The organism is Streptococcus sp. SGI.013 (genome assembly GCF_050315295.1).
In the GTDB taxonomy this organism is placed as follows: Bacteria; Bacillota; Bacilli; order Lactobacillales; family Streptococcaceae; genus Streptococcus; species Streptococcus porcorum.
Genome location: NZ_JBNPOS010000008.1, coordinates 13,037 through 33,307, shown reverse-complemented (window position 1 = coordinate 33,307; position 20,271 = coordinate 13,037). Strand labels below are relative to the sequence as shown.

Sequence of the window (20,271 nt, the reverse complement as noted above, 5' to 3'; positions counted from 1 at the left end):
GCTATTTTTGATTGTTATAAGTAGTATTTTTGCTTAGCCTCTTCTATCACTAAGCAGAGTCAATCTCTTGTTTTTCAACATATAAAAGGCGCAAACCTAGACCAAGCCCGCATGTCAATAAACCTAGAATTAACCCAATCCAGTACGCATAAGGCCCAAGGTCCGTCCATCTATCCAGTAGCAAACCAAAAGGAATGCAAAGTGCCCAATAGCTAACAACACAAATCACAAAAGGAATACGCGTATCCTTATAACCTCGTAAAATGCCTTGTATAGGTGCTGATAGGGCATCTGATAGCTGAAATAATAAACTATACGTCAAAAATCGCGTTACCAAATGGATAAAGTCAGGATCTTTTCCATAAAGAGCTGCAATACCTGCACGATTAAAATATAAAAAAGTTAAGGTGCACACAACAAAAGCCAATCCAGCCAAAAGACCTAATCGCGTATAAGTACGAGCATGGTCATACCGCTTAGCTCCGACCTCAAAGGAAACCATAATAGCCAAAGCCATTGAATTAGATAGGGGAAAAGCATACATCAAACTGGCAAAATTGATAGCAGCTTGGTGAGCCGCTATCACTTCTGTTGAAAATTTCGACATAAAAATTGCGACAATCGCAAAAAAACCAACCTCTGCAAAACTCATCCCTCCAATTGGAAGCCCTAAACGTAAGGCTGAACGACAAGCTTGCCAGTCAAAAGACTCTTTTTCCTGCAGATCATAGCCTCTTAAGTCAGGATGGTACCTTAATACCAAGACCGTTACACCCAATAAAAACCAATAAGCTAGAGCTGTCCCTAAACCTGCTCCTGCTCCTCCTAACTTTGGAAAACCAAACTGACCATAGATAAATAAATAATTCAATCCAGCATTAAAAGGGACAATTAATAGCATCAAATACATGGAAAGACGCGTCAGCCCAAGAGCATCCATAAAGGAGCGACAAACGGTAAATAATAAAAAAGGAAGAATCCCTAAAGCAAGGTAAGTAAGATAAGTAAAAGCCACTTCTTCTACTAAAGATTCTAGACCTAGCAAGGATAAAAGAGGTTTTAAGAAAAGTCCTCCTAAAACAAGTGTGACAAGCGATAATCCTAAGGCAAGATAGATAAACTGATAGAAATCTTTCTTAATCTTTTCTTTTTTTCCACTTCCAAAGTCTTGTCCCACAATTGGAACAAGTGCTGAAGCAATACCTGTCAATAGCGTTAAAATCGGTGTCCAAATAGAGCCACCAATAGAAACACCTGCTAAGTGCGACGTCGCATAACGCCCTGTCATCATCGTATCAATAAAAGCTGTTGAATAATTAGCCAACTGATAGACTAAAATCGGTAAAAAAATCTTAAAAAATAAAACAAGTTTTTGCCTAATACTTTCTGTCGTGTACATCATTCTCCCTAAAAATAAAATTGGACACAACTACTGATACTCATGATCAGACGTTGTGTCAACATCTCAGTGGCAGTGGTGGATTGGGTTTAATAGTCCAGTGGACTTATTAAAGATTGGAGATAAGATTTCTCAATTTATATTTTTCACTTCAAACTTGATCTCTGCAACTATCTCCCAGACAGCTGAAATCAGCAAGATCGTTCTGCTTTCACCTAACCACTTAAAACTAGAACTGATTGATGAACTTGTTTTTGATGGGCTGAGTGCTTTCTCCTTCTCACTCTGATAAGATGATATTTTTTTTTCGATTATTATCTTATCAGAGAAAGAAAAGTGTTATTGCTCGCGTCTAGCAAGCTCAAAGCTCTCTTTCCCATCATTAAGCTTGTCCCAGATAACAACCTGTCCTGTCGCTAAAGAACGTTTAACATCAATAATTCGCTGATTAGATGAGCCTCTAAACTGGAGCATTAAATTGCGCTTCGTACGATCATAACGTCCATCTACTAAAATATCAATATAAGATAATAACTCTAGCTTATCGTCTGTTTCTAGCAACATCTCTTCCCAAGTATAGCCTGTCCAAGACCAAATATCCTTATTGGGTAATTCTGTCTTGATGCGCTTCACCAAGGGCAATAAAATTCCTGTATTTAAAAAAGGTTCTCCTCCTAAAAGGGTTAAGCCTTGAACATAAGGTTGAGCAAGATCGGTCATAATCTTCTCCTCCAACTCCATTGTATAAGGTTGCCCTGCTTTAAAGGACCACGTTGCAACATTATAACAGCCCTCACAGTGAAATAAACAACCACTCACATAAAGAGAGTTCCGCACCCCTTCACCATCAACAAAATTAAAAGCCTTGTAATCAATGATACGCCCTTGGCTCAGCTCCTCACTTTTCCACTCTTGTGGTTTTGGATTATTCATATCAACTCCTAGAGTCATCAGAGCTAGATTAAGTCCCATTACTTGCCTAGTTATGAAGATTTCTATCCATCTCTAAGCCTTAACCTAAACTCTCTTTGCTTCCTTTCATGGTTAGTGTTATCAGGCTAGAGCTCAATCCAATAACGTTCTGTTTGCTCACGGCAATCCTCTAGCTCACCCCCACAAGCCAAAATCGTACGACGACTGGCCTCATTTTGCTCATGGCAGGTCACTAACACACGCTTAATATTATTATTGGTTGCCTCTATTAAACCCAGTTGTAATTGCTTTTTGGCATATCCTTTTTTTCGCTCACTCGGACGAATAGAATATCCGATATGTCCACCTTTTTGCAATAAAAAATCATTTAACCGTAATCGTAAATGTAAAAACCCAAGCGGCTTACCCGTCTGATCAAAAGAAACGTACTGAATCGCAGGGACATAACCGTCAGGTAAATCTAATCCCATCTCATTTGAGAGATTCTGTTCTAACCATTCTTCATAGGCCAAATCCTTCGGATAATGGCCACCATCCATAGCAGAGCCATCTTGGTTGAACTCTGCAATCATCTCAAGGATGGCCTTTTTATCCTCCAAAGCTGGCCGTCTTAAACTGATGACTTTTTTACAGTTTTTTTCAAAAATTGTTCACGTAAACTAGCTACGCGATCTTTTTTATTATTTCCTCCCTTCGAGTACTTTTCATGATAGCGAGCTACCTGTGCTTTTCCTTTATCATCTAATTGATATTTTCCCATTATGATTTCTCTTTTCTATTTTTATTTATAAAAGGAGGCTGGATAAAAAGTCCAGCACTACTTCTCAACGTTCGTATTAACATCTTATTGCGGCAGTTGGGTCGTGGAGTGAAACAGTTTGGGGAACTGTTTTCCCCTAAGCCTATGAGGTAAAAAGGTTTGAGATAAAATGGGTCCACTCCTCATTCTTACAAACTAGAGCCGTTCATATGTTTCACACGCGCGGTGATTTCTTTATGACGGCCATTCACCATTGGACGCGCTTGCGGATTTCCTAGATAACCACAAGTCCGCTTCACCACATCAACTGTCTTAGGATCGCTGTTACCACAATTAGGACACTTAAATCCACGCTCTGTTGGTTCAAAATCCCCTTCAAAATCACAAGCATAACAGTGATCAATAGGCGTATTTGTTCCCAAGTATCCTACCCTATCATAAGCATAATCCCATACCGCTTCTAGAGCTTTTGGATTTTGTTGTAGCACAGGATACTCACAGTAATGAATAAAACCACCGCTTGCTCCCGCTTCTGGATAATCCTTCTCAAAGTCTAACTTTTCAAAAGGTGTTGGATTTTTTCTCACATCGTAATGGAAACTATTAGTGTAGTATTCCTTGTCTGTAATATCTTCAACCATTCCAAATTTCTCAGTATCTATCCGGCAAAAACGATCTGTTAAGCTCTCTGAGGGGGTTGAATAAACAGAGAAATGATAGCCATATTGGTCAGACCAATCCTCTGTCAATGCCTTCATTTTTTTAATAATGTCAAGAGTAAATGCCTTGGCTTCTGGCTTGTCCTCCCACTGCCCACCATAAAAGACGGTCGCAACTTCATAAAGACCAATGTAGCCTAATGACACCGTAGCACGACGATTTTTAAAAACCTGATCCACTTGATCTTCTTTTCTCAAACGCTTACCAAAAGCACCATATTGGTAGAGGATAGGCGCATTGCTTGGTGTCGCTTCTTTGACACGCTCTACACGATACACTAGGGCATCTTTTGCTATACCCATACGTTCTGAAAAAATCTCCCAAAATTTTTCCTTGTTTCCTGCAGATTCAAGTGCTATCCGTGGCAGATTAACCGTTACCACACCAAGATTCATCCGACCAGATGTGACATCCTGTCCTGTTTCATCCTTCCAACCTTGTAAGAAAGACCGACAGCCCATAGGCACCTTAAAAGAACCTGTTAATTCAACAATCTTATCATAAGACAGCATATCAGGATACATACGCTTAGTGGCACATTCTACTGCTAACTGCTTAATATCATAATTAGGAGAGCCAACCTCTAAGTTCAAGCCACGCTTTACGGTAAAAATCAACTTAGGAAAAATAGCCGTCCGATTTTCACTTCCTAAGCCCTTAATACGAATGGTTAAAATGGCCTTTTGAATTTCACGTTCAAACCAAGATGTCCCCAAGCCAAATCCTAAAGAGGTAAATGGCGTTTGTCCATTTGAGGTGAACAGAGTATTAATTTCATACTCCAAACTCTGCATGGCATCATAAATGTCTTTTTTAGTCTTTTCACGCGCATAGGTCTCATGCTTTTCTGGCATCACCCATTCTTTAGCGTCATTTAGGTGCTTATGGTAGTTCAACTCCGCATAAGGAGCCAACACTTCATCAATACGATCTGCTGAACAGCCACCATACTGGCTAGAGGCTACATTCGCAATAATCTGTGAGATTTGAGCGGTTGCCGTCTGAATAGATTTCGGACTCTCTACCTCTGCGTTACCAATTTTAAACCCATTGGCTAGCATTCCCTTAAAATCAATTAAGCAACAATTTGTCATAGGAGTATAAGGGCTATAGTCCAAATCATGATAGTGAATCTCACCTTTTTGATGTGCATTGGCCACATGAGCAGGCAACATCTTAAGACCTATAGATTTACCAACAATACCTGCGGTCAAATCACGCTGTGTATTAAAAACATCACTGTCCTTATTCGCGTTTTCATTAACCACCGCACTCTCTTTATTGATTAACTTACCGATGCTAAAATTAATATCCGTTGCTTGAGCTCGGTCAAAGTCACGTTGTGTACGGTAACGAATATATTCCTCTGCAAGATCATATTCATTAGCTTGTAGTAGTTCATGCTCCACAATATTTTGAATCTCATAGATATTTACATCTACTGTAAAGCGGTCAAAAATCTCAGCCAAGACAGCATTCGTGATACTCTCTAACTTAGCTTCCATGATTGGCGTTATGGGAGCAAGCTTTTGAGCTGCCTTAAGAAGGGCTTGATAGATTTTATCTCCATCCAGTCCCACCTTACGCCCATCACGTTTGATGACCACCATATCAAAACGATTTATAACATCATGTTCACTAAGTACTGGCATTATTTCTCCTCCTTTAACAACGTTTTTATTATATCATAACAAAGAAAAAAATCAATATCTTGTGGTTTTTCGAATAAATACCCACAAGATATTGATTTACTTGAGTTTATAGACAACAAATCCCTCAACCTGATCAAGAGAAATTTTTTCATAATTTTTTTCTAAATTTTGTTTAACAGCATCTGATAATGCCATTTTTTTATTTTGAATCACATAAGTGGCTTTGTCAGATAACAGATTGTCTTCTAATTCCTTTTGATAGGATGACTGACGTGCTGCCAAAAAAGGTAGGGGGTAAAGACTACTTGAGCTAGTTTGACTCTTTATATAAACCGTTGCTTGCGAGTCCCATACATATATTGTATCATTTTTACCGACCTCTTTTTTTAGATAAGTTGCGATAAGATCACGCTCTGTTGACATCCGATAAGATGAAGCATAAGACACAACAGGAGCAGCCATAGCATAAATCACCATAACAACTGGCAAATAATAAAAAGATTTAAAAATAAAAGTAAAAAAGCTTCTTGACGTTTTAGTCACACGATGACTACGTCTTTGTTTCTTATTAACCACCTCATAAGCCTCATTAAGATAAGGGGCTGATAGAACAAGACCAAAAGGTAAAAATAAAATTAACTGAGATAAGTCATAAGTTCGAGAAAAAATAGCATAAATTAGATAAAATACAGCACTACATAATATAATGTAGCAGAACCACTTGTCTTCCTTGAAAGACTTTAAAGAAATTAAGGATTTAAGTCCCCCAAAAATCAAGCCTGAAGAAAATACAATCAACACTTGCAAAGCAATGGTGATCAGCCAATTACCATCAGATAAGGCTGGTTGAATAAAATTATTCCACCCTGTTTGCGCTAAATAAGCTGAGACAGACTGCATATTCAATACAAAGTAGCCTGCAATATAAAAGACAAATAAGTTTCCAAATAAAACACATAACAATTGATAAAACCCTCTCGCCATATGTTTGTTTCTTAAATTATAAATACCAATAAAGATAACCGACAACAGCCAAAAAATTAAGGATCTTGGCTCAATTAAAATAGCAATAGCCCCCGTCAAGCCATAAATAATAAAGGTTTCATCTGGGATTTCTTGTTTAAAATAACGCAACAAAAACCAAGTAGAAATCAAAATGAAAGGAAGAGCTAACTGACTGGCATAAAGCCCCCCGAAGCCAAAAGTCGCTAAAAGCACATAGAAAAAACTGGTTAAGGCTATCGTTGCACTATCTCTAAGTGTCAAATAAGACATTAGCTTATAAATGTAAATTCCCGAAATATAATGTGCCAGAAAATATATAGGAATTGTTAAAAGAAGTGTTCCTCCTAAGTAAGATAGAGCCAATAAAGCATAATAAATAATCCCTGAGCTTGCATAAATCTCACTGTAGGGATAGGTACCCTGACTCATCATAAAACCAATATAAAGATTTTCTGATTGCTGAGTACTTGCCAAACCGCTAAAAATGGGAAGAGCAATACTAATAACACTTACCAATAAGCTCATCAAAGCAATATAAAACTTATGCTGAGACGGGACTTTGATTTTAGTTTTGGGAGCCTCTTCCATAGAAAGAGCTACTTTCTCCTGTCTCCCACTACGTTGCGTACGACTATATTCTGAACTTGTTGTTGGAATTTGCTGTTTTTCTTGATCCACAACAGACCTCTCCTTATCTTTCATATCTCTTCCAGTATATCAGAAATTAGTGTTTAGTCAATTTCTCACAAAGATAAAGATAATACAAAATATCTTTAAAACGATGCAAATACTGTCGTGAATAATTTTTTAAAAATATTCGTTCTTTCTCGTTTAATGTTAAAAATTTTTTCTTCATACTAATTTATTCGAAAAAAGATATGTTATTTGACAAAAAAGACTGGTTGCCCAGTCTTTTTACTAATCCTCGTCTACAAAACTATTGAAGACTTCCTCAATCATATCCCACTCCGCATCTGAATCTTCAGGAATAGGTTGAAGATCTCCTTCTGTACCATCTTCATTTTCTGTATAAGAGTAAGCTTGGATCTCAATTTCACCATTAGCATCTTCTTCTGCACCTGCTGGTACTAAAAGAACATAGTTTTTACCAAATTCTTCTCGACCATCAATTGTCAATAAAATTTCAAACAAGGTTTCATTTCCTTGCTCATCCACTAACGTAATAACTTCATGTTCATGATCATGATTATGTGACATTATTTTCTCCTTTAAAACATACGATCTAGATAATTTTGTAGAATCAGTTGGGCAGCAAGCTTATCAATAACTTTTTTACGCTTTCCACGGCTAACATCCGCCTGCTCTACCAACATACGCTCTGCTTGCACAGTTGTTAGGCGCTCATCTTGGTAATCTACAGGAAGTTGAAAAAGTTCCTTAATTTTCTCACCATAGGCTTGGCTCGCTTCAACACGAGGACCGCTGGTGTTATTCATATTTTTGGGTAAGCCAATCACAAACTTATCAACACGATACTCTTTTACCAGCTCTGATAACCGTTCAAAACCAAATTCTTCCGTTTCTTCATTAATTTTGATGATTTCAAGACCCTGTGCTGTAAATCCCAAGGGATCACTAATCGCTACCCCAACTGTTTTAGAACCAACATCTAATCCCATTACTCGCATTATAAATCGATTCCATTTCCTTTTAAATAATAACGAACAAGCTCTTCAACAATCTCATCGCGTTCATGTTTTCTGATTTGATTTCTGGCATCATTGTAACGAGGGACATAAGCTGGATCTCCGCTCAAAACATAGCCTACAATTTGATTAATTGGGTTATATCCTTTTTCATCCAAGGAACGATAGACGTGCGTCAAAGTCTCACTAATTTCTTTTTTATTCACATCATCTAGATTGAAGCGGACGGTTTCATCTGTAAAGCCCATCTCTACACCCTCTTTCCAATATATAGTCCAATTCATTATATCTTATTTTTAAGGAATAAACAAGAACCAGATACAGAAGGTAAGATTAGAATAACTCAAAAAACTTAAACAAACCTAATCTCATCAAAAATAAAAGGGCCACTAGCCCTTTTATTTGATTCCATTATAGTGCGGCACGCAATAGTGCTTCTGAATTTTCAACATTACGCACAGAGCGTGGTAAGAAGGCGCGAATATCATCCTCTTTATAGCCAACTTGCAAGCGCTTTTCATCAATCAAGATCGGCGTTTTTAAAATACGAGGGTTCTGAATGATCACATCAATCACCTCACTCACACTAAGCTCCTCAATGTCAAATTTTAAAGCTTTAGCATAGCGATTTTTTGAAGATACGATACTTTCTACACCATTTTCTGTTTTTGATAAAATGTTAAATAATTCTTCTTTTGTTAGAGGGTCTTTTGCTAAATTTTGTTCTTTATAAGGTAATTGGTGAGCATTAAGCCATGTTTTAGCTTTTTTGCAGCTCGTACAACTTGAAATTGTATAAATCTTAATCATGTCAATTCTCTCTTTCCTTACATGATACTATTATCATACCACAGGCCCTCCTTGAATAAAATCCGTCTTAGGACCTATTTTTATTCCTCGATTTCAATAGCATCATCCAACTCTAGAACGACATCTTCCTGCTCAAGAACTTCTTCTGTAACTTCTTCTTTAACAGACACTACTGGCTCATCTGATGCCTCAATCAAGCCAAAATGCACGCGCACTTTACGATCAATTTCTTCTAGAATTTCAGGATGATCCAACAAGTACTTCTTAGCATTTTCAGAACCTTGACCAATCTTAGCATCGTTATAAGAATACCATGCACCAGCTTTTTTAATAATTCCTAAGTCACTGGCAATCTTCACCAACTCTCCTGCTGCTGAGATACCCTCACCATACATGATTTCAACTAAAGCTTCCTTAAAAGGAGGTGCTACCTTGTTTTTGACTACCTTAATTTTTGTCTCACGCCCAATGACACTACCTTTTTGATCGCCTGTCCCCTCAACTTTATTTGAAGTACTACGAACATCTAAACGCACAGAAGCATAAAACTTAAGAGCACGCCCACCAGGAGTTGTTTCAGGGTTTCCAAACATAACACCAACTTTTTCACGCAACTGGTTAATAAAGATGGCAATTGTTTTGGTTTTGTTAATGGAAGCAGATAACTTACGCATCGCTTGGCTCATCATACGCGCTTGAAGTCCCACATGACTATCGCCGATATCCCCATCAATCTCCGCACGAGGAACAAGAGCTGCCACCGAGTCAATAACTACCAAATCAACCGCACCTGAATCAATTAACTTCCCTGCAATTTCAAGCCCCTGCTCACCAGAGTCTGGTTGTGATAGGAGTAATTCATCGATATTGACTCCTAAAGCTTGAGCATACAAAGGATCTAAAGCATGTTCTGCATCAATAAAGGCTGCAATACCACCTTCTTTTTGAGCTTGAGCTACAGCGTGAAGAGCAACCGTTGTTTTACCTGAACTCTCCGGACCGTAAATCTCAATAATACGACCTTTAGGATAACCACCTGCACCAAGAGCAATATCTAACGCTAGACTACCTGAGCTCATGACTTGAACTTTTTGCTCCGCACGCTCGCCTAGTCGCATCACTGCCCCCTTACCAAAATCCTTTTCAATGGTTTTTAGGGCATCATCTAAGGCCTTTTTACGCTCATCACCAAATTTTTTTGTAATTTCATCTAATTTTTTACCAGATTTTTTAGCCATTTTTTCTCCTTTATTTAAATCTAGAGACACATCTTTTTTATTATACTAAACTTTAGCTTTTTAATAAAGTCTGACGGACTAAATTTAAAGCATGTAGCACTGCTACTCTTCGAATCGTAGAACGACTTCTTCCTCCTAAAGATAGCTGTAAAATCTCTGTCCCATTTACGCTCGCCAAAGCAATAAAGACAGTTCCTACTGCTTGACCTTCTAATTCCTCTGGACCAGCAACACCTGTTAAGGAAATCGCAAAATCTGCACCTATCTTTTCTCTTGCTCCTTCAGCCATTGCTTGTGCTGTAAAGGAACTCACCACTCCATGCTCTGCTAGGTCTTCCATATTAATCCCTAACATTTTTGATTTTTCCTCCATACTGTAGGTAACAAAACCACCCGAAAAAATCTGAGATGCCCCTGAAATATCGGCAAGACTGGCTTGAAATAAGCCAGCGGTTAGACTTTCAGCTGCCGTAATGGTCTTATTGTTAGCTTTCAAAAGATTAACCACCACTTCTGATAGACTTGTATCATCACCATAAGCATAAAATAGTTGAGAAAGTGGTTCTCGTTCTAAGATTTTTGATTCAAACTGATCTAGTTTAAGAGTAGCCTCTCTTTGACTTTTTGCCTTAGTGGATAAGCGCAAAGTCACCTCACCAGTTTTTGCATAAGGCGCTAAAGTAGGATCAGTCTGTGTTTGAATCAAATCATCTAATAAAGTGACCAACTGACTCTCACCCATCCCAAAAAAGCGTAAAACACGCGAATAAAGTTTTTTACCACTGTCCAAAAGTGGCAATAGCTCCTCTCTCACCATCGGTTTTAACTCCCCTGGAGGCCCAGGGAGGACAACATAAGTCGTACCATCAACTGTAATGAGTCCACCTACTGCAAGTCCTGTGCGATTTTGTAAAGCAGTTGATCCTTCAATAATCTGAGCTTGACGTTCATTATTTGGTGTTCGACTGCTAGATGGCCGATGTGAGAAAAACTCATCTAGGCGCTGTTTAGCAGATAAATCAGTAACCAATTCACGATCTAAAAATTGCGCTAGGGTTTGTTTGGTCAAATCGTCTTCTGTTGGCCCTAAACCACCACATAGAATGATCAAATCACTCCGTTTTTTTGCAATGTCTAAAATCGATAAAAGACGCTCCGCATTATCCCCAACTACTGTTTGAAAATAAACATCGATACCAATCTGCGCCATCTGCTCAGATAAAAATTGAGCATTGGTATTAACAATCTGCCCTGTTAAAATCTCTGTCCCTACCGCTATCAATTCTGCCTTCATCTTTGCCTCCTAACTATTTATTCGATAATGATGGTCTTACTGTCATACTTTTTTTAATTTGTTAACAAAGAAACCAGAGTAGCGTCAAAACTGAGTACTCTGGTGTCTTATCTTTTCATCTACTTGACTAACATTTTCAAGCCAGATTTAATATAGTTTTCAGCGGTGTCAGTTGTCCCTTCAAAAAAGGCACGTATTTTTTTCAATTCACTAGCTTTATATCCCAGAACCAAAAGGGCTTCCATTGCTTCTTCTAATTCTGGATTACCAGTAGCCTTTTGATGAGATTTTTTCTGCTCAGGAGCTGTTTCGACAAATTTTCCTGCTAAATCTAAAACCATCTGTTGAGCTGTTTTTTTTCCAATTTTTGGAAACTTTGTTAAGTATTTAATATCGCCACTATCAATCGCAGCAACCAAGCCTTCGTTATCATCAGCTGCAATAATGGCCAAAGCTGATGTTGGACCAATTCCTGTAACAGAAATTAAATTTAAAAAAACTGATTTTTCATGCTCATCATGAAAACCATATAACAACTGGGCATCCTCACGCACCACATGATGTAAAAAAATGCGAACTTCTTGATTAACTAAATCAGAAAAACTATAAGGATTGGCAACATGTATGATATAGCCCAAACCCGCTGTTTCTACCACAATATACTTAGCAGTAATTCGTGTCACTACCCCTGTAATATAATCGTACATCTCTTTTCCTTCTATTCATATTTTCCCATTTCACGTAAACTTTGGTGGTTTTCTTGAATACGTCTAAACATTTTTTCCATATCTGATGTCGTAAAATGAACTAGAACTGGTCGTCCATGAGGACAATTATAAGGATTTTGGCACTCAGATAATTGAGTCAGTAAATCTCTTGCAGAGTAGTCATCTAGCTTATGATTAGCTTTAATACTACGCTTACAAGACATCATAATGGCCAACTCTGACCTGTAATCCTTAATGGAGACCTGATTGGTTAATAGCAACATGTCACACATCTCATAAACCCCTGACTCAATCTCTTCTTCTTTAAACCAAATAGGATGCTCACGCAAAATAAAAGTATTTGGACCATAATCTTCTAAGTAAACCCCTACTTGATTTAAGAGAGACATCTTATCCTTTAGACGCAAAAAATCATCCTTAGGGAACTCAAATAAATAAGGGACTAACAGTTGTTGCGAAGAATTGTCAACCTGACCAATTTTTTCCCGATAATATTCATATTTCACTCGTTCCTGGGCAGCATGTTGATCGATAATGTATAGACCTTCTTTACCTTGCGCAAACAAATAAGTACCGTGCATTTGACCAAAGTAATCTAGTTCAGGAAATGTGGAGCTGACCTCATTTTCAAGTCTTTCTACAGCCTTGTCAATCTGATTTTTACTCGATTTCACTGACCAATCAAAATCTGGATGTTCTGAAAATGTGCTATCTTCTCCAAATTCTCTTCTGTTAGCCATCTTAACAGAAGAACTAACAGCATCTGTTCTGTCAACTTCTTTGTCAACATCCTTGTCAACATTGTCAAATCCCTTGACAGTATTTTCTGCTACTTGAGCTTCATCAAGGAAAAAATCTTGCTTAACAGCATCATATCTCAATGGACTACTTTTTAAATTGAGAGTCGTTTGAACCGGTTTTGAGAGAGAACGTGTACTTGATTTTGCTAAGTTTTCAAGAGCATCTGGAATCAAATCTTGTTGACGCAAACTTTCCATGATAGCTGTTTTAATTAAATGCATCAGCTCGGCTTCTTTTGAAATACGAACTTCTTGTTTAGTTGGATGAACATTAACATCAGCAAGATAAGGATCAACCTGAATATCAATGACAGCAATAGGAAAACGTCCAACCATTAGTTTGGAACCATATCCTTCTAAAATCGCTCGGTTGATCAAAAAATTTTTAATATAACGCCCATTGATCAGCAACGTTATATAGTTGCGGTTTGCTCTAGTCAGCTCTGGCAAACTGATATAGCCTGAAATTTCAAAATCCAAATCACTGGTACTAATTTCCACCATCTTACGAGCAGTGTTCAAGCCATAAATTCCTGAAATAGCTTGACGTAAATCACCTGTTCCGGTTGTCTTTAGCAATTCACGACCATCATTAATCAATGTAAAAGCAATTTCTGGGTGTCCTAAACTTAAGCGGTTGACCACATCAATAATATGAGCTTGCTCTGCTTGTAAACTCTTCATGTACTTCAAGCGTGCTGGCGTGTTAAAAAAGAGATTTTCGACCTTTATTTTTGTTCCAATGGGTGTTGTGACAGGCTCTTGTTTTTCAACTTTGCCTCCATTGGCCACAAGTAAGGTACCACTTGGGTCTGCCTGACTAGCCGTTTTAATCGTTAATTTACTAATAGACGCAATAGATGGTAGGGCTTCACCACGAAATCCTAAGGTTCTAATCCGAAACAGATCTGCTTGATTTTTAATCTTACTCGTTGCATGCCTTCTTAAACTAAGAGCAACGTCAGACTGACGCATTCCTTCTCCATTGTCTGTGATTTGAATCGACTTGAGTCCTGCTTCCTCTATCTCTATTGTGATTTGACGGCTGCCTGCATCAATAGCATTTTCTACCAGTTCCTTGACCACACTAGCAGGACGTTCAATCACCTCACCTGCTGCAATTTGGTTGGCTAAAATCTCTGGCAATTCGATAATTTTTGACATGGCTTCCCTTTCTAAAGCAGTTTTTTCAATTCGTATAAGGTTGACATAGCTTCCATAGGGGTAAGGTTTAAGACATCAACCTTCTGTAATTGATCTAATACAGGATGTGAAGCTTCTTGAAAAAGGCTGAGCTGCGTACTAACGGATTCCGTAGTAACAATAGATGGATTCACCTGAGCAACTATCTGAGCCGAGTGTTCTTCTAAATCTTTTAAAATGGTATCTGCACGATTCAGTAAATTTCTCGGTAAACCTGCAATCTTAGCCACATGAATACCGTAAGATTTATCAGCAGGACCTTCAGCAATTTTGTGCAAGAACGTCACTTCTCCATCTTTTTCTAAAATAGAGACATGAACATTGACTAATTGTGTCAATGTTTTTGACAAGGTTGTCAACTCATGGTAATGGGTAGCAAACATGGTCTTTGCCCCAACATGCTCATGAATATACTCAATAATGGACTGAGCAAGTGCCATACCATCATAAGTAGCCGTTCCACGACCCAACTCATCAAATAAAATCAAGGAGTGTGGACTAGCTAATTGAATCGCTTGATTAGCCTCCATCATCTCAACCATAAAAGTCGATTGTCCAGAAATCAAATCATCTGCTGCCCCAATACGTGTGAAAATAGCATCAAAAATTGGAAAATTGACATAATCTGCTGCAACAAATGCTCCCATTTGAGCCATAATCACTGTCAAGGCAAGTTGACGCATATAAGTCGATTTCCCACTCATATTAGGTCCTGTAATTAACTGAATCATAGTATCAGTATCAAAAGTAATGGTGTTTGGAATATACTCTTGTACTCCCATCACTTTTTCGACAACAGCATGACGACCATTTTCAATCGAAATCATTTGGTCAGTATTAAATAGCGGTCGAATATAGTGATTATTTTCAGCCACAACTGCTAATGATTGCAAGACATCAATAGTTGCCAGTAGGCGGGCTAATTTTTGAAGACGCTGAATGTATTTTTCAACCTGAGTCCGAATAGACATAAAGATATCATACTCAAGATTAGCCGACTCTTCACGTGCTTCTAACATATCCCCTTCAATCTTTGCCAATTCAACTGTACCATAACGCTCTGAGTTTTTTAGGGTTGCTTTTCGAAAGAAATGCTCTGGGACCAAATCAAGATTAGAGTTGGTTACATGGAAATAGTAGCCATCTTTTTTATTGTAGTCAATTTTTAGATTAGAAATACCACTAGCTTCACGCTCTTTAGCTTCTATCTCAGCTATCCATCCCGTCCCTTCTTTCATCACACGGCGATAGCCATCTAGTTTTTCATCAAACCCTGTTTTGATAATATCACCTTCTAAAATCGTCATAGGAGCTTCTGGATTAATAGCTGAGCTAATCAAGTGTTCCAACTCTGGTAAGGGATCTAGTTGTGTAACCAACTGTTCTAAAGCAGGACTATCAAACGTTTCTAAGATAGACTTAATCATAGGAACATTGGACAAGGTTTTTCCAAGTTGAAGGAGATCCTTAGGATTAGCTTTTCCAAAAGAAACTCGACTAGCCAAACGCTCAATATCGTAGATTCCTTTTAAGCTTTCTGTTAAATCATGGCGCTCAAAGAAATGATCCAAGAAAGCTTGAATCACCTCTTGACGATTTAAAATTTTAGTTTGATTCACCAAGGGACGATCAATCCAGCTACGCAATAAACGAGTCCCCATAGCCGTCTTGGTCTCATCTAGTAGCCAGTACAAACTACCATGTTTCTTTCCTGTCCGAGCATTTTCTAATAAGTCTAAACTTTTTTTCGTGGCATAAGTCATCTGCAAAAAGTCCTTAATTTCGTAATGTAAAGCTTTTTGGAGATGGCTAAGTTCTCTTAGTTGCGTGGTTTTAACATAAGCAAGTAACTTACCTGCGCTACTTTTTTCAAGAGGTGTCAAGGAGTTGTCAATAAGGTGTAAATCTTCTATAGCCTCCAAACTCTCAGATAATAACAAGTTTAGTTGTTTGGTTAAAAGGTGCTTTTCTTGTTCAGGTGGCTGATACCCCAAAACAACTTCTTTTGCCTTAAGGTTTAAAATTTCTGATGTGGCTGTATCAAAATCTGATAAAGTAGTTGTATGAAACTCCCCTGTTGATACATCCATATAAGCAAGGCCATAAGAAAGACCATCTGTATCAAGAGAGACTAAAAAATTATTACTAGCATCCTGACCACTGGAATCAATAGCTGTCCCTGGGGTAATGACCTGAACAACTTCTCTTTTGACTACACCAATAGCTTTTTTGGGATCCTCCATCTGCTCGGCAATCGCCACCTTATATCCCAACTCGACTAAGATGTCAATATATTGTTGCGCTGCATGAAAAGGCATGCCTGCCATTGGAATAGGATGATCTGCATTTTTATTACGACTCGTCAAGGTCAGCTCTAAAATTTGAGCAGCTTTTGTCGCGTCCTCATAAAACAACTCATAAAAGTCCCCCATACGAAATAGCAAAAAAGCATCTGGATATTCTTTTTTAATATCCAGATACTGCTGCATGCCTGGGGAGAGTTTTTCTTTTGTCATGATGTCAACTCCTCATTTATTTTATCTTCAATAGATTTTGTCACATACTGTAAAAGATCACTAGTGTCTTGTAACTTTACACGATAAGCTTGAACAAGGGGATTTTGATTAAGCTCAGCCTCCAAAAGAATAGCAGCCTCACTACTGCTTTCATAAGCTTGAGATTTCTCTAACTTTTGGTATAAAACTGCTTCTTGCTGATAAGCTTTCATCTTTACAGTTTGTTCTTGTAATTGTGGTAATGATTTGACTTCTTTTTCTAGGGCTTGATAAGAAATCACATTAGGATGCTGAGCTAGAAGACTAGCTAGATGATCTAACTGTTTTTGAAAAGGCATCATAGTGATAACTCAATATCACTTTCTAAATTTTTTGCCATCGCTTCATCTCGACAGATCACAATCAATGTATCCGCGCCAGCAATTGTCCCTAAGATCCCCTCCTCGTTCTCAGCATCAATAATATTAGCTAAAACGTCAGCTTCTCCTAAATTAGTATGGATGACCAACATAAAACTTGCACGCGCAACCTTTAAGATAAACGGTGATATAGCCTCTAAAAAACTGCTATCTGTTAGATTTGATAGACTATAATACAATCGACCTTCACCGTCCCGTAATTTTAATAACCCAATTTCTCTCAAGTCACGAGACAAAGTAGCTTGTGTTACAGAAATGCCCTCTTCCTCTAAAAGAGCCTTAATCTCTTCTTGTGTTCCCACACGGCCTTTCTGGATAATCCGTTTGATTCTATTTTGACGTTCTTGTTTGTTCATGATATCCTCAATCTTGTATAAATATGCTAACTGATTATATCAAAAATTCCTTATTTTTTCGACACTTAAAGCAGGAGACTTCCTAGAAATCTTCTATTTTTAGTCATCAATTGAGTGATTTTATGTTAAAATAGAATGACTGATTAACAAAGGAGTACCTTTATGAATAACAAAGAATTGATTGCTTTAGAAATCAATAAAGTTGTCCCTGACTTGGACAAAGAAACAATTTCCAACTTACTTGAAACACCTAAAAATTCTGACATGGGAGATGTGGCCTTTCCTGCCTTTAGCCTCGCTAAAATTCTTAGAAAAGCCCCTCAAATGATTGCATCAGAGATTGCAGAAAAAATCGATGCTTCAGCCTTTGAAAAAGTAGAGGCAGTTGGACCTTACATCAATTTTTTCCTCGATAAAAAGGCTATTTCTGCAAAAGTGTTGAAAGAAGTCATCCGCAATAAAGAGCATTACGCTGATCAAAGTATCGGGCAAGGAAAAAATGTTGCCATTGACATGTCCAGCCCAAACATTGCCAAACCTTTTTCTATTGGACATCTTCGCTCAACTGTTATCGGAGACAGCTTATCCAATATCTTTAAAAAATTAGGCTATCATACGGTCCGCATTAACCACCTTGGTGACTGGGGTAAACAGTTTGGTATGCTAATTGTTGCTTACAAAAAATGGGGAGATCAAAAATCTGTTGAGGAAAACCCTATCAGTGAACTCTTAAAACTCTATGTTCGTATCAATGAGGAAGCTAAAGAACATCCTGAATTAGATGACGAAGCACGTGACTGGTTCCGTAAGTTAGAAAATGGTGATGAAGAAGCACTTAACTTGTGGCAATGGTTCCGCGATGAAAGTCTAGTAGAGTTTAACCGCCTTTATAAAGAGCTTGATGTTGAATTTGATAGCTACAACGGTGAAGCCTTTTATAATGACAAGATGGATGAAATCGTTGAACTGCTTGAAGAAAAAGGTCTTCTTGAAGAATCAGAAGGTGCTCAAGTTGTCAACCTTGAAAAATACGGTATTGAACACCCCGCTCTTATCAAAAAATCTGACGGTGCCACTCTTTATATCACACGCGATCTCGCTGCTGCCCTTTATCGCAAACGCCAATATGACTTTGCTAAGGCCATTTATGTGGTAGGGCAAGAACAGTCAGCCCATTTCAAACAACTTAAAGCTGTCCTTAAGGAAATGGACTATGACTGGAGTGAGGATATTACTCACGTTGCCTTTGGTCTAGTCACTAAAGAAGGTAAAAAACTTTCTACACGTAAAGGGAACGTTATCCTACTTGAACCAACTATTGCCGAAGCAGTTAGTCGTGCTAAAGCTCAAATTGAGAGCAAAAACCCTGACTTGCCAAACAAAGATGCCGTAGCTCATGCTGTGGGAGTTGGTGCCATCAAGTTCTACGACCTAAAAACAGACCGCACCAATGGTTATGACTTTGACCTAGAAGCTATGGTTTCCTTTGAAGGAGAAACTGGACCTTATGTGCAATATGCTCACGCACGCATCCAATCCATCTTGCGTAAGGCTGACTTCACACCAGATGAAACAACACCTTATAGCTTGTCTGATACAGAAAGCTGGGAAATTATCAAATTGATCCAAGACTTCCCACGTATTATTGTCCGCAGTGCCGATAACTTTGAGCCATCTATCATCGCTAAATTTGCGATTAACCTTGCACAAAGCTTTAACAAGTACTATGCGCACACTCGTATTCTAGATGACAGTCCAGAACGTGATAGTCGCTTAGCACTTTCTTATGCCACAGCAACAGTCTTAAAAGAAGCCCTTGCTCTTCTTGGAGTAGAAGCACCAAACGAAATGTAAACAAAATCCCATTTGGTAAATACCAAATGGGATTTTCTTAATTCAGATTCTTTTTCCTTCGAATCGTAAAATCGGAACTAACGACCTCATCTACATCTAAAATAGAGATAAAGGCATCTGGATCCATATCTAATAAAATCGCCTTAACATCTCTTACTTCGCTAGGGTTTAACACCACATAGAGTACCTGATAAGAAGTTCCTGAGTAAGCACCTTGTCCCTGTAAAAAGGTTACTCCTCTATTGATCTCATTTAAAATTCGTTTTGCTACCAAATCTGATTGTTTCGTAATAATAATCATTCCTCGAACACGATAACCACCATTTTGAACAACAGTTACTACTTGACTAAAGACAAAACTGGCAATTAAGGTATAAAGCATATGTTGTAAATCAATATAAGTTAGAGAAGCTAATAAAACCAGCAGATCTATAGTTAAAAGTGTCTGTCCCAATTTGAAGCCGAATTTTTCCTCTAAGACACGCCCGATAATATCTGTTCCGCCTGTTGTGGCACCATATCGAAAAACAAGACCACTTCCTACACCTGCAAAAAGCCCAGCGACCACAGCCACCAACATCATATCATTCTTTAAGGGAATTTCAATTGGAACACGTTGCCATAGCCAGATAAAAATAGACATGGTGAGAGTGCCGTAAATGGTTAAAACTAATGATTTTTTTCCAAAGACACGTGCCCCTAAGACAAATAACGGTAAGTTTAAGAGTAAGGAAGAATAGGCAGGATTAAGACCTGTTAAAAAATTGATGATAAGAGTAACTCCTGCGATGCCCCCTTCAGCTAAATGATAAGCCATATTAAACTTGACAAAACCAAAAGTGTATATTGCAACCCCAAAAGTAATCATTAGCAGATTCTTAAAGGTTAATCGTTTATCTTCTTTCATCACGTATCCC

19 protein-coding genes are annotated in these 20,271 nt (G+C 38.1%); 1 reads left to right on the top strand and 18 read right to left on the bottom strand.

Translation table 11 applies throughout. The features are described 5' to 3' along the window. Nucleotides 1–49: 49 nt before the first annotated feature. The 17 genes from ACQRDX_RS03475 to argR form a co-directional block, all read right to left on the bottom strand. Nucleotides 50–1,399: an MATE family efflux transporter gene (locus ACQRDX_RS03475; RefSeq protein WP_427894388.1), complete on the bottom strand. Its 1,350-nt coding sequence runs from the start codon at nucleotides 1,397–1,399 to the stop codon at nucleotides 50–52. Between the two features lie 339 nt (nucleotides 1,400–1,738). Next, the gene (gene nrdG, locus ACQRDX_RS03470; protein WP_427894386.1) at nucleotides 1,739–2,332 is read right to left on the bottom strand and encodes an anaerobic ribonucleoside-triphosphate reductase activating protein; all 594 of its coding nucleotides are present in this window, start codon (nucleotides 2,330–2,332) and stop codon (nucleotides 1,739–1,741) included. A gap of 125 nt (nucleotides 2,333–2,457) precedes the next feature. Then, the gene (locus ACQRDX_RS03465; RefSeq protein ID WP_427894448.1) at nucleotides 2,458–2,904 is read right to left on the bottom strand and encodes a GNAT family N-acetyltransferase; all 447 of its coding nucleotides are present in this window, start codon (nucleotides 2,902–2,904) and stop codon (nucleotides 2,458–2,460) included. Nucleotides 2,905–2,942: 38 nt separating this feature from the next. After that, nucleotides 2,943–3,092 carry a hypothetical protein gene (locus ACQRDX_RS03460; RefSeq protein ID WP_354368382.1) on the bottom strand — a complete coding sequence of 50 codons (150 nt, stop codon included), beginning with the start codon at nucleotides 3,090–3,092 and terminating at the stop codon, nucleotides 2,943–2,945. A gap of 188 nt (nucleotides 3,093–3,280) precedes the next feature. Then, complete coding sequence (gene nrdD, locus ACQRDX_RS03455; RefSeq protein WP_427894384.1) at nucleotides 3,281–5,464, bottom strand: anaerobic ribonucleoside-triphosphate reductase; 2,184 nt, start codon at nucleotides 5,462–5,464, stop codon at nucleotides 3,281–3,283. A gap of 96 nt (nucleotides 5,465–5,560) precedes the next feature. Next, the gene (locus ACQRDX_RS03450; protein ID WP_427894382.1) at nucleotides 5,561–7,171 is read right to left on the bottom strand and encodes a DUF2079 domain-containing protein; all 1,611 of its coding nucleotides are present in this window, start codon (nucleotides 7,169–7,171) and stop codon (nucleotides 5,561–5,563) included. 216 nt (nucleotides 7,172–7,387) lie between these two features. Then, a complete protein-coding gene (locus ACQRDX_RS03445) occupies nucleotides 7,388–7,687 on the bottom strand; it encodes a DUF1292 domain-containing protein (protein ID WP_354368376.1) in 300 nt (99 codons plus the stop codon). A gap of 11 nt (nucleotides 7,688–7,698) precedes the next feature. Next, nucleotides 7,699–8,118, bottom strand: a complete 420-nt coding sequence (ruvX, locus tag ACQRDX_RS03440; protein ID WP_354368374.1) for a Holliday junction resolvase RuvX — start codon at nucleotides 8,116–8,118, stop codon at nucleotides 7,699–7,701. After that, nucleotides 8,118–8,384 (bottom strand): IreB family regulatory phosphoprotein, encoded by a 267-nt coding sequence (locus tag ACQRDX_RS03435; protein WP_354368372.1) that lies wholly within the window; start codon nucleotides 8,382–8,384, stop codon nucleotides 8,118–8,120. The genes ruvX and ACQRDX_RS03435 overlap by 1 nt, the downstream gene beginning before the upstream one ends. Nucleotides 8,385–8,547: 163 nt before the next feature. Beyond that, nucleotides 8,548–8,946, bottom strand: coding sequence for a transcriptional regulator Spx (gene spx / locus ACQRDX_RS03430; RefSeq protein WP_354367284.1), 399 nt, complete (start codon nucleotides 8,944–8,946; stop codon nucleotides 8,548–8,550). Between the two features lie 80 nt (nucleotides 8,947–9,026). Continuing rightward, nucleotides 9,027–10,184, bottom strand: a complete 1,158-nt coding sequence (recA, locus tag ACQRDX_RS03425) for a recombinase RecA (protein ID WP_427894379.1) — start codon at nucleotides 10,182–10,184, stop codon at nucleotides 9,027–9,029. Between the two features lie 52 nt (nucleotides 10,185–10,236). Then, on the bottom strand, nucleotides 10,237–11,478 hold the full coding sequence (locus tag ACQRDX_RS03420; RefSeq protein WP_427894377.1) for a competence/damage-inducible protein A: 1,242 nt from the start codon (nucleotides 11,476–11,478) through the stop codon (nucleotides 10,237–10,239). 119 nt (nucleotides 11,479–11,597) lie between these two features. Then, nucleotides 11,598–12,185 carry a Holliday junction branch migration protein RuvA gene (gene ruvA / locus ACQRDX_RS03415; RefSeq protein ID WP_427894375.1) on the bottom strand — a complete coding sequence of 196 codons (588 nt, stop codon included), beginning with the start codon at nucleotides 12,183–12,185 and terminating at the stop codon, nucleotides 11,598–11,600. 11 nt (nucleotides 12,186–12,196) lie between these two features. Beyond that, nucleotides 12,197–14,170: a DNA mismatch repair endonuclease MutL gene (gene mutL / locus ACQRDX_RS03410; protein WP_427894373.1), complete on the bottom strand. Its 1,974-nt coding sequence runs from the start codon at nucleotides 14,168–14,170 to the stop codon at nucleotides 12,197–12,199. 11 nt (nucleotides 14,171–14,181) lie between these two features. Continuing rightward, a complete protein-coding gene (gene mutS / locus ACQRDX_RS03405) occupies nucleotides 14,182–16,725 on the bottom strand; it encodes a DNA mismatch repair protein MutS (RefSeq protein WP_427894371.1) in 2,544 nt (847 codons plus the stop codon). After that, the gene (locus ACQRDX_RS03400) at nucleotides 16,722–17,066 is read right to left on the bottom strand and encodes a YlbF family regulator (protein WP_427894369.1); all 345 of its coding nucleotides are present in this window, start codon (nucleotides 17,064–17,066) and stop codon (nucleotides 16,722–16,724) included. The genes mutS and ACQRDX_RS03400 overlap by 4 nt, the downstream gene beginning before the upstream one ends. Further along, nucleotides 17,063–17,500 (bottom strand): arginine repressor, encoded by a 438-nt coding sequence (gene argR / locus ACQRDX_RS03395; protein WP_354367270.1) that lies wholly within the window; start codon nucleotides 17,498–17,500, stop codon nucleotides 17,063–17,065. Before argR ends, ACQRDX_RS03400 begins: the two co-directional genes overlap by 4 nt. A 162-nt stretch (nucleotides 17,501–17,662) precedes the next feature. Here argR and argS point away from each other — a divergent pair, with 162 nt between their 5' ends. Next, nucleotides 17,663–19,354, top strand: a complete 1,692-nt coding sequence (gene argS, locus ACQRDX_RS03390; RefSeq protein WP_427894367.1) for an arginine--tRNA ligase — start codon at nucleotides 17,663–17,665, stop codon at nucleotides 19,352–19,354. A 37-nt stretch (nucleotides 19,355–19,391) separates the two neighbouring features. On the opposite strand, the gene ACQRDX_RS03385 is transcribed toward argS, so the two are convergent. Next, nucleotides 19,392–20,261: a YitT family protein gene (locus ACQRDX_RS03385; protein WP_427894365.1), complete on the bottom strand. Its 870-nt coding sequence runs from the start codon at nucleotides 20,259–20,261 to the stop codon at nucleotides 19,392–19,394. Between the last annotated feature and the right edge of the window lie 10 nt (nucleotides 20,262–20,271).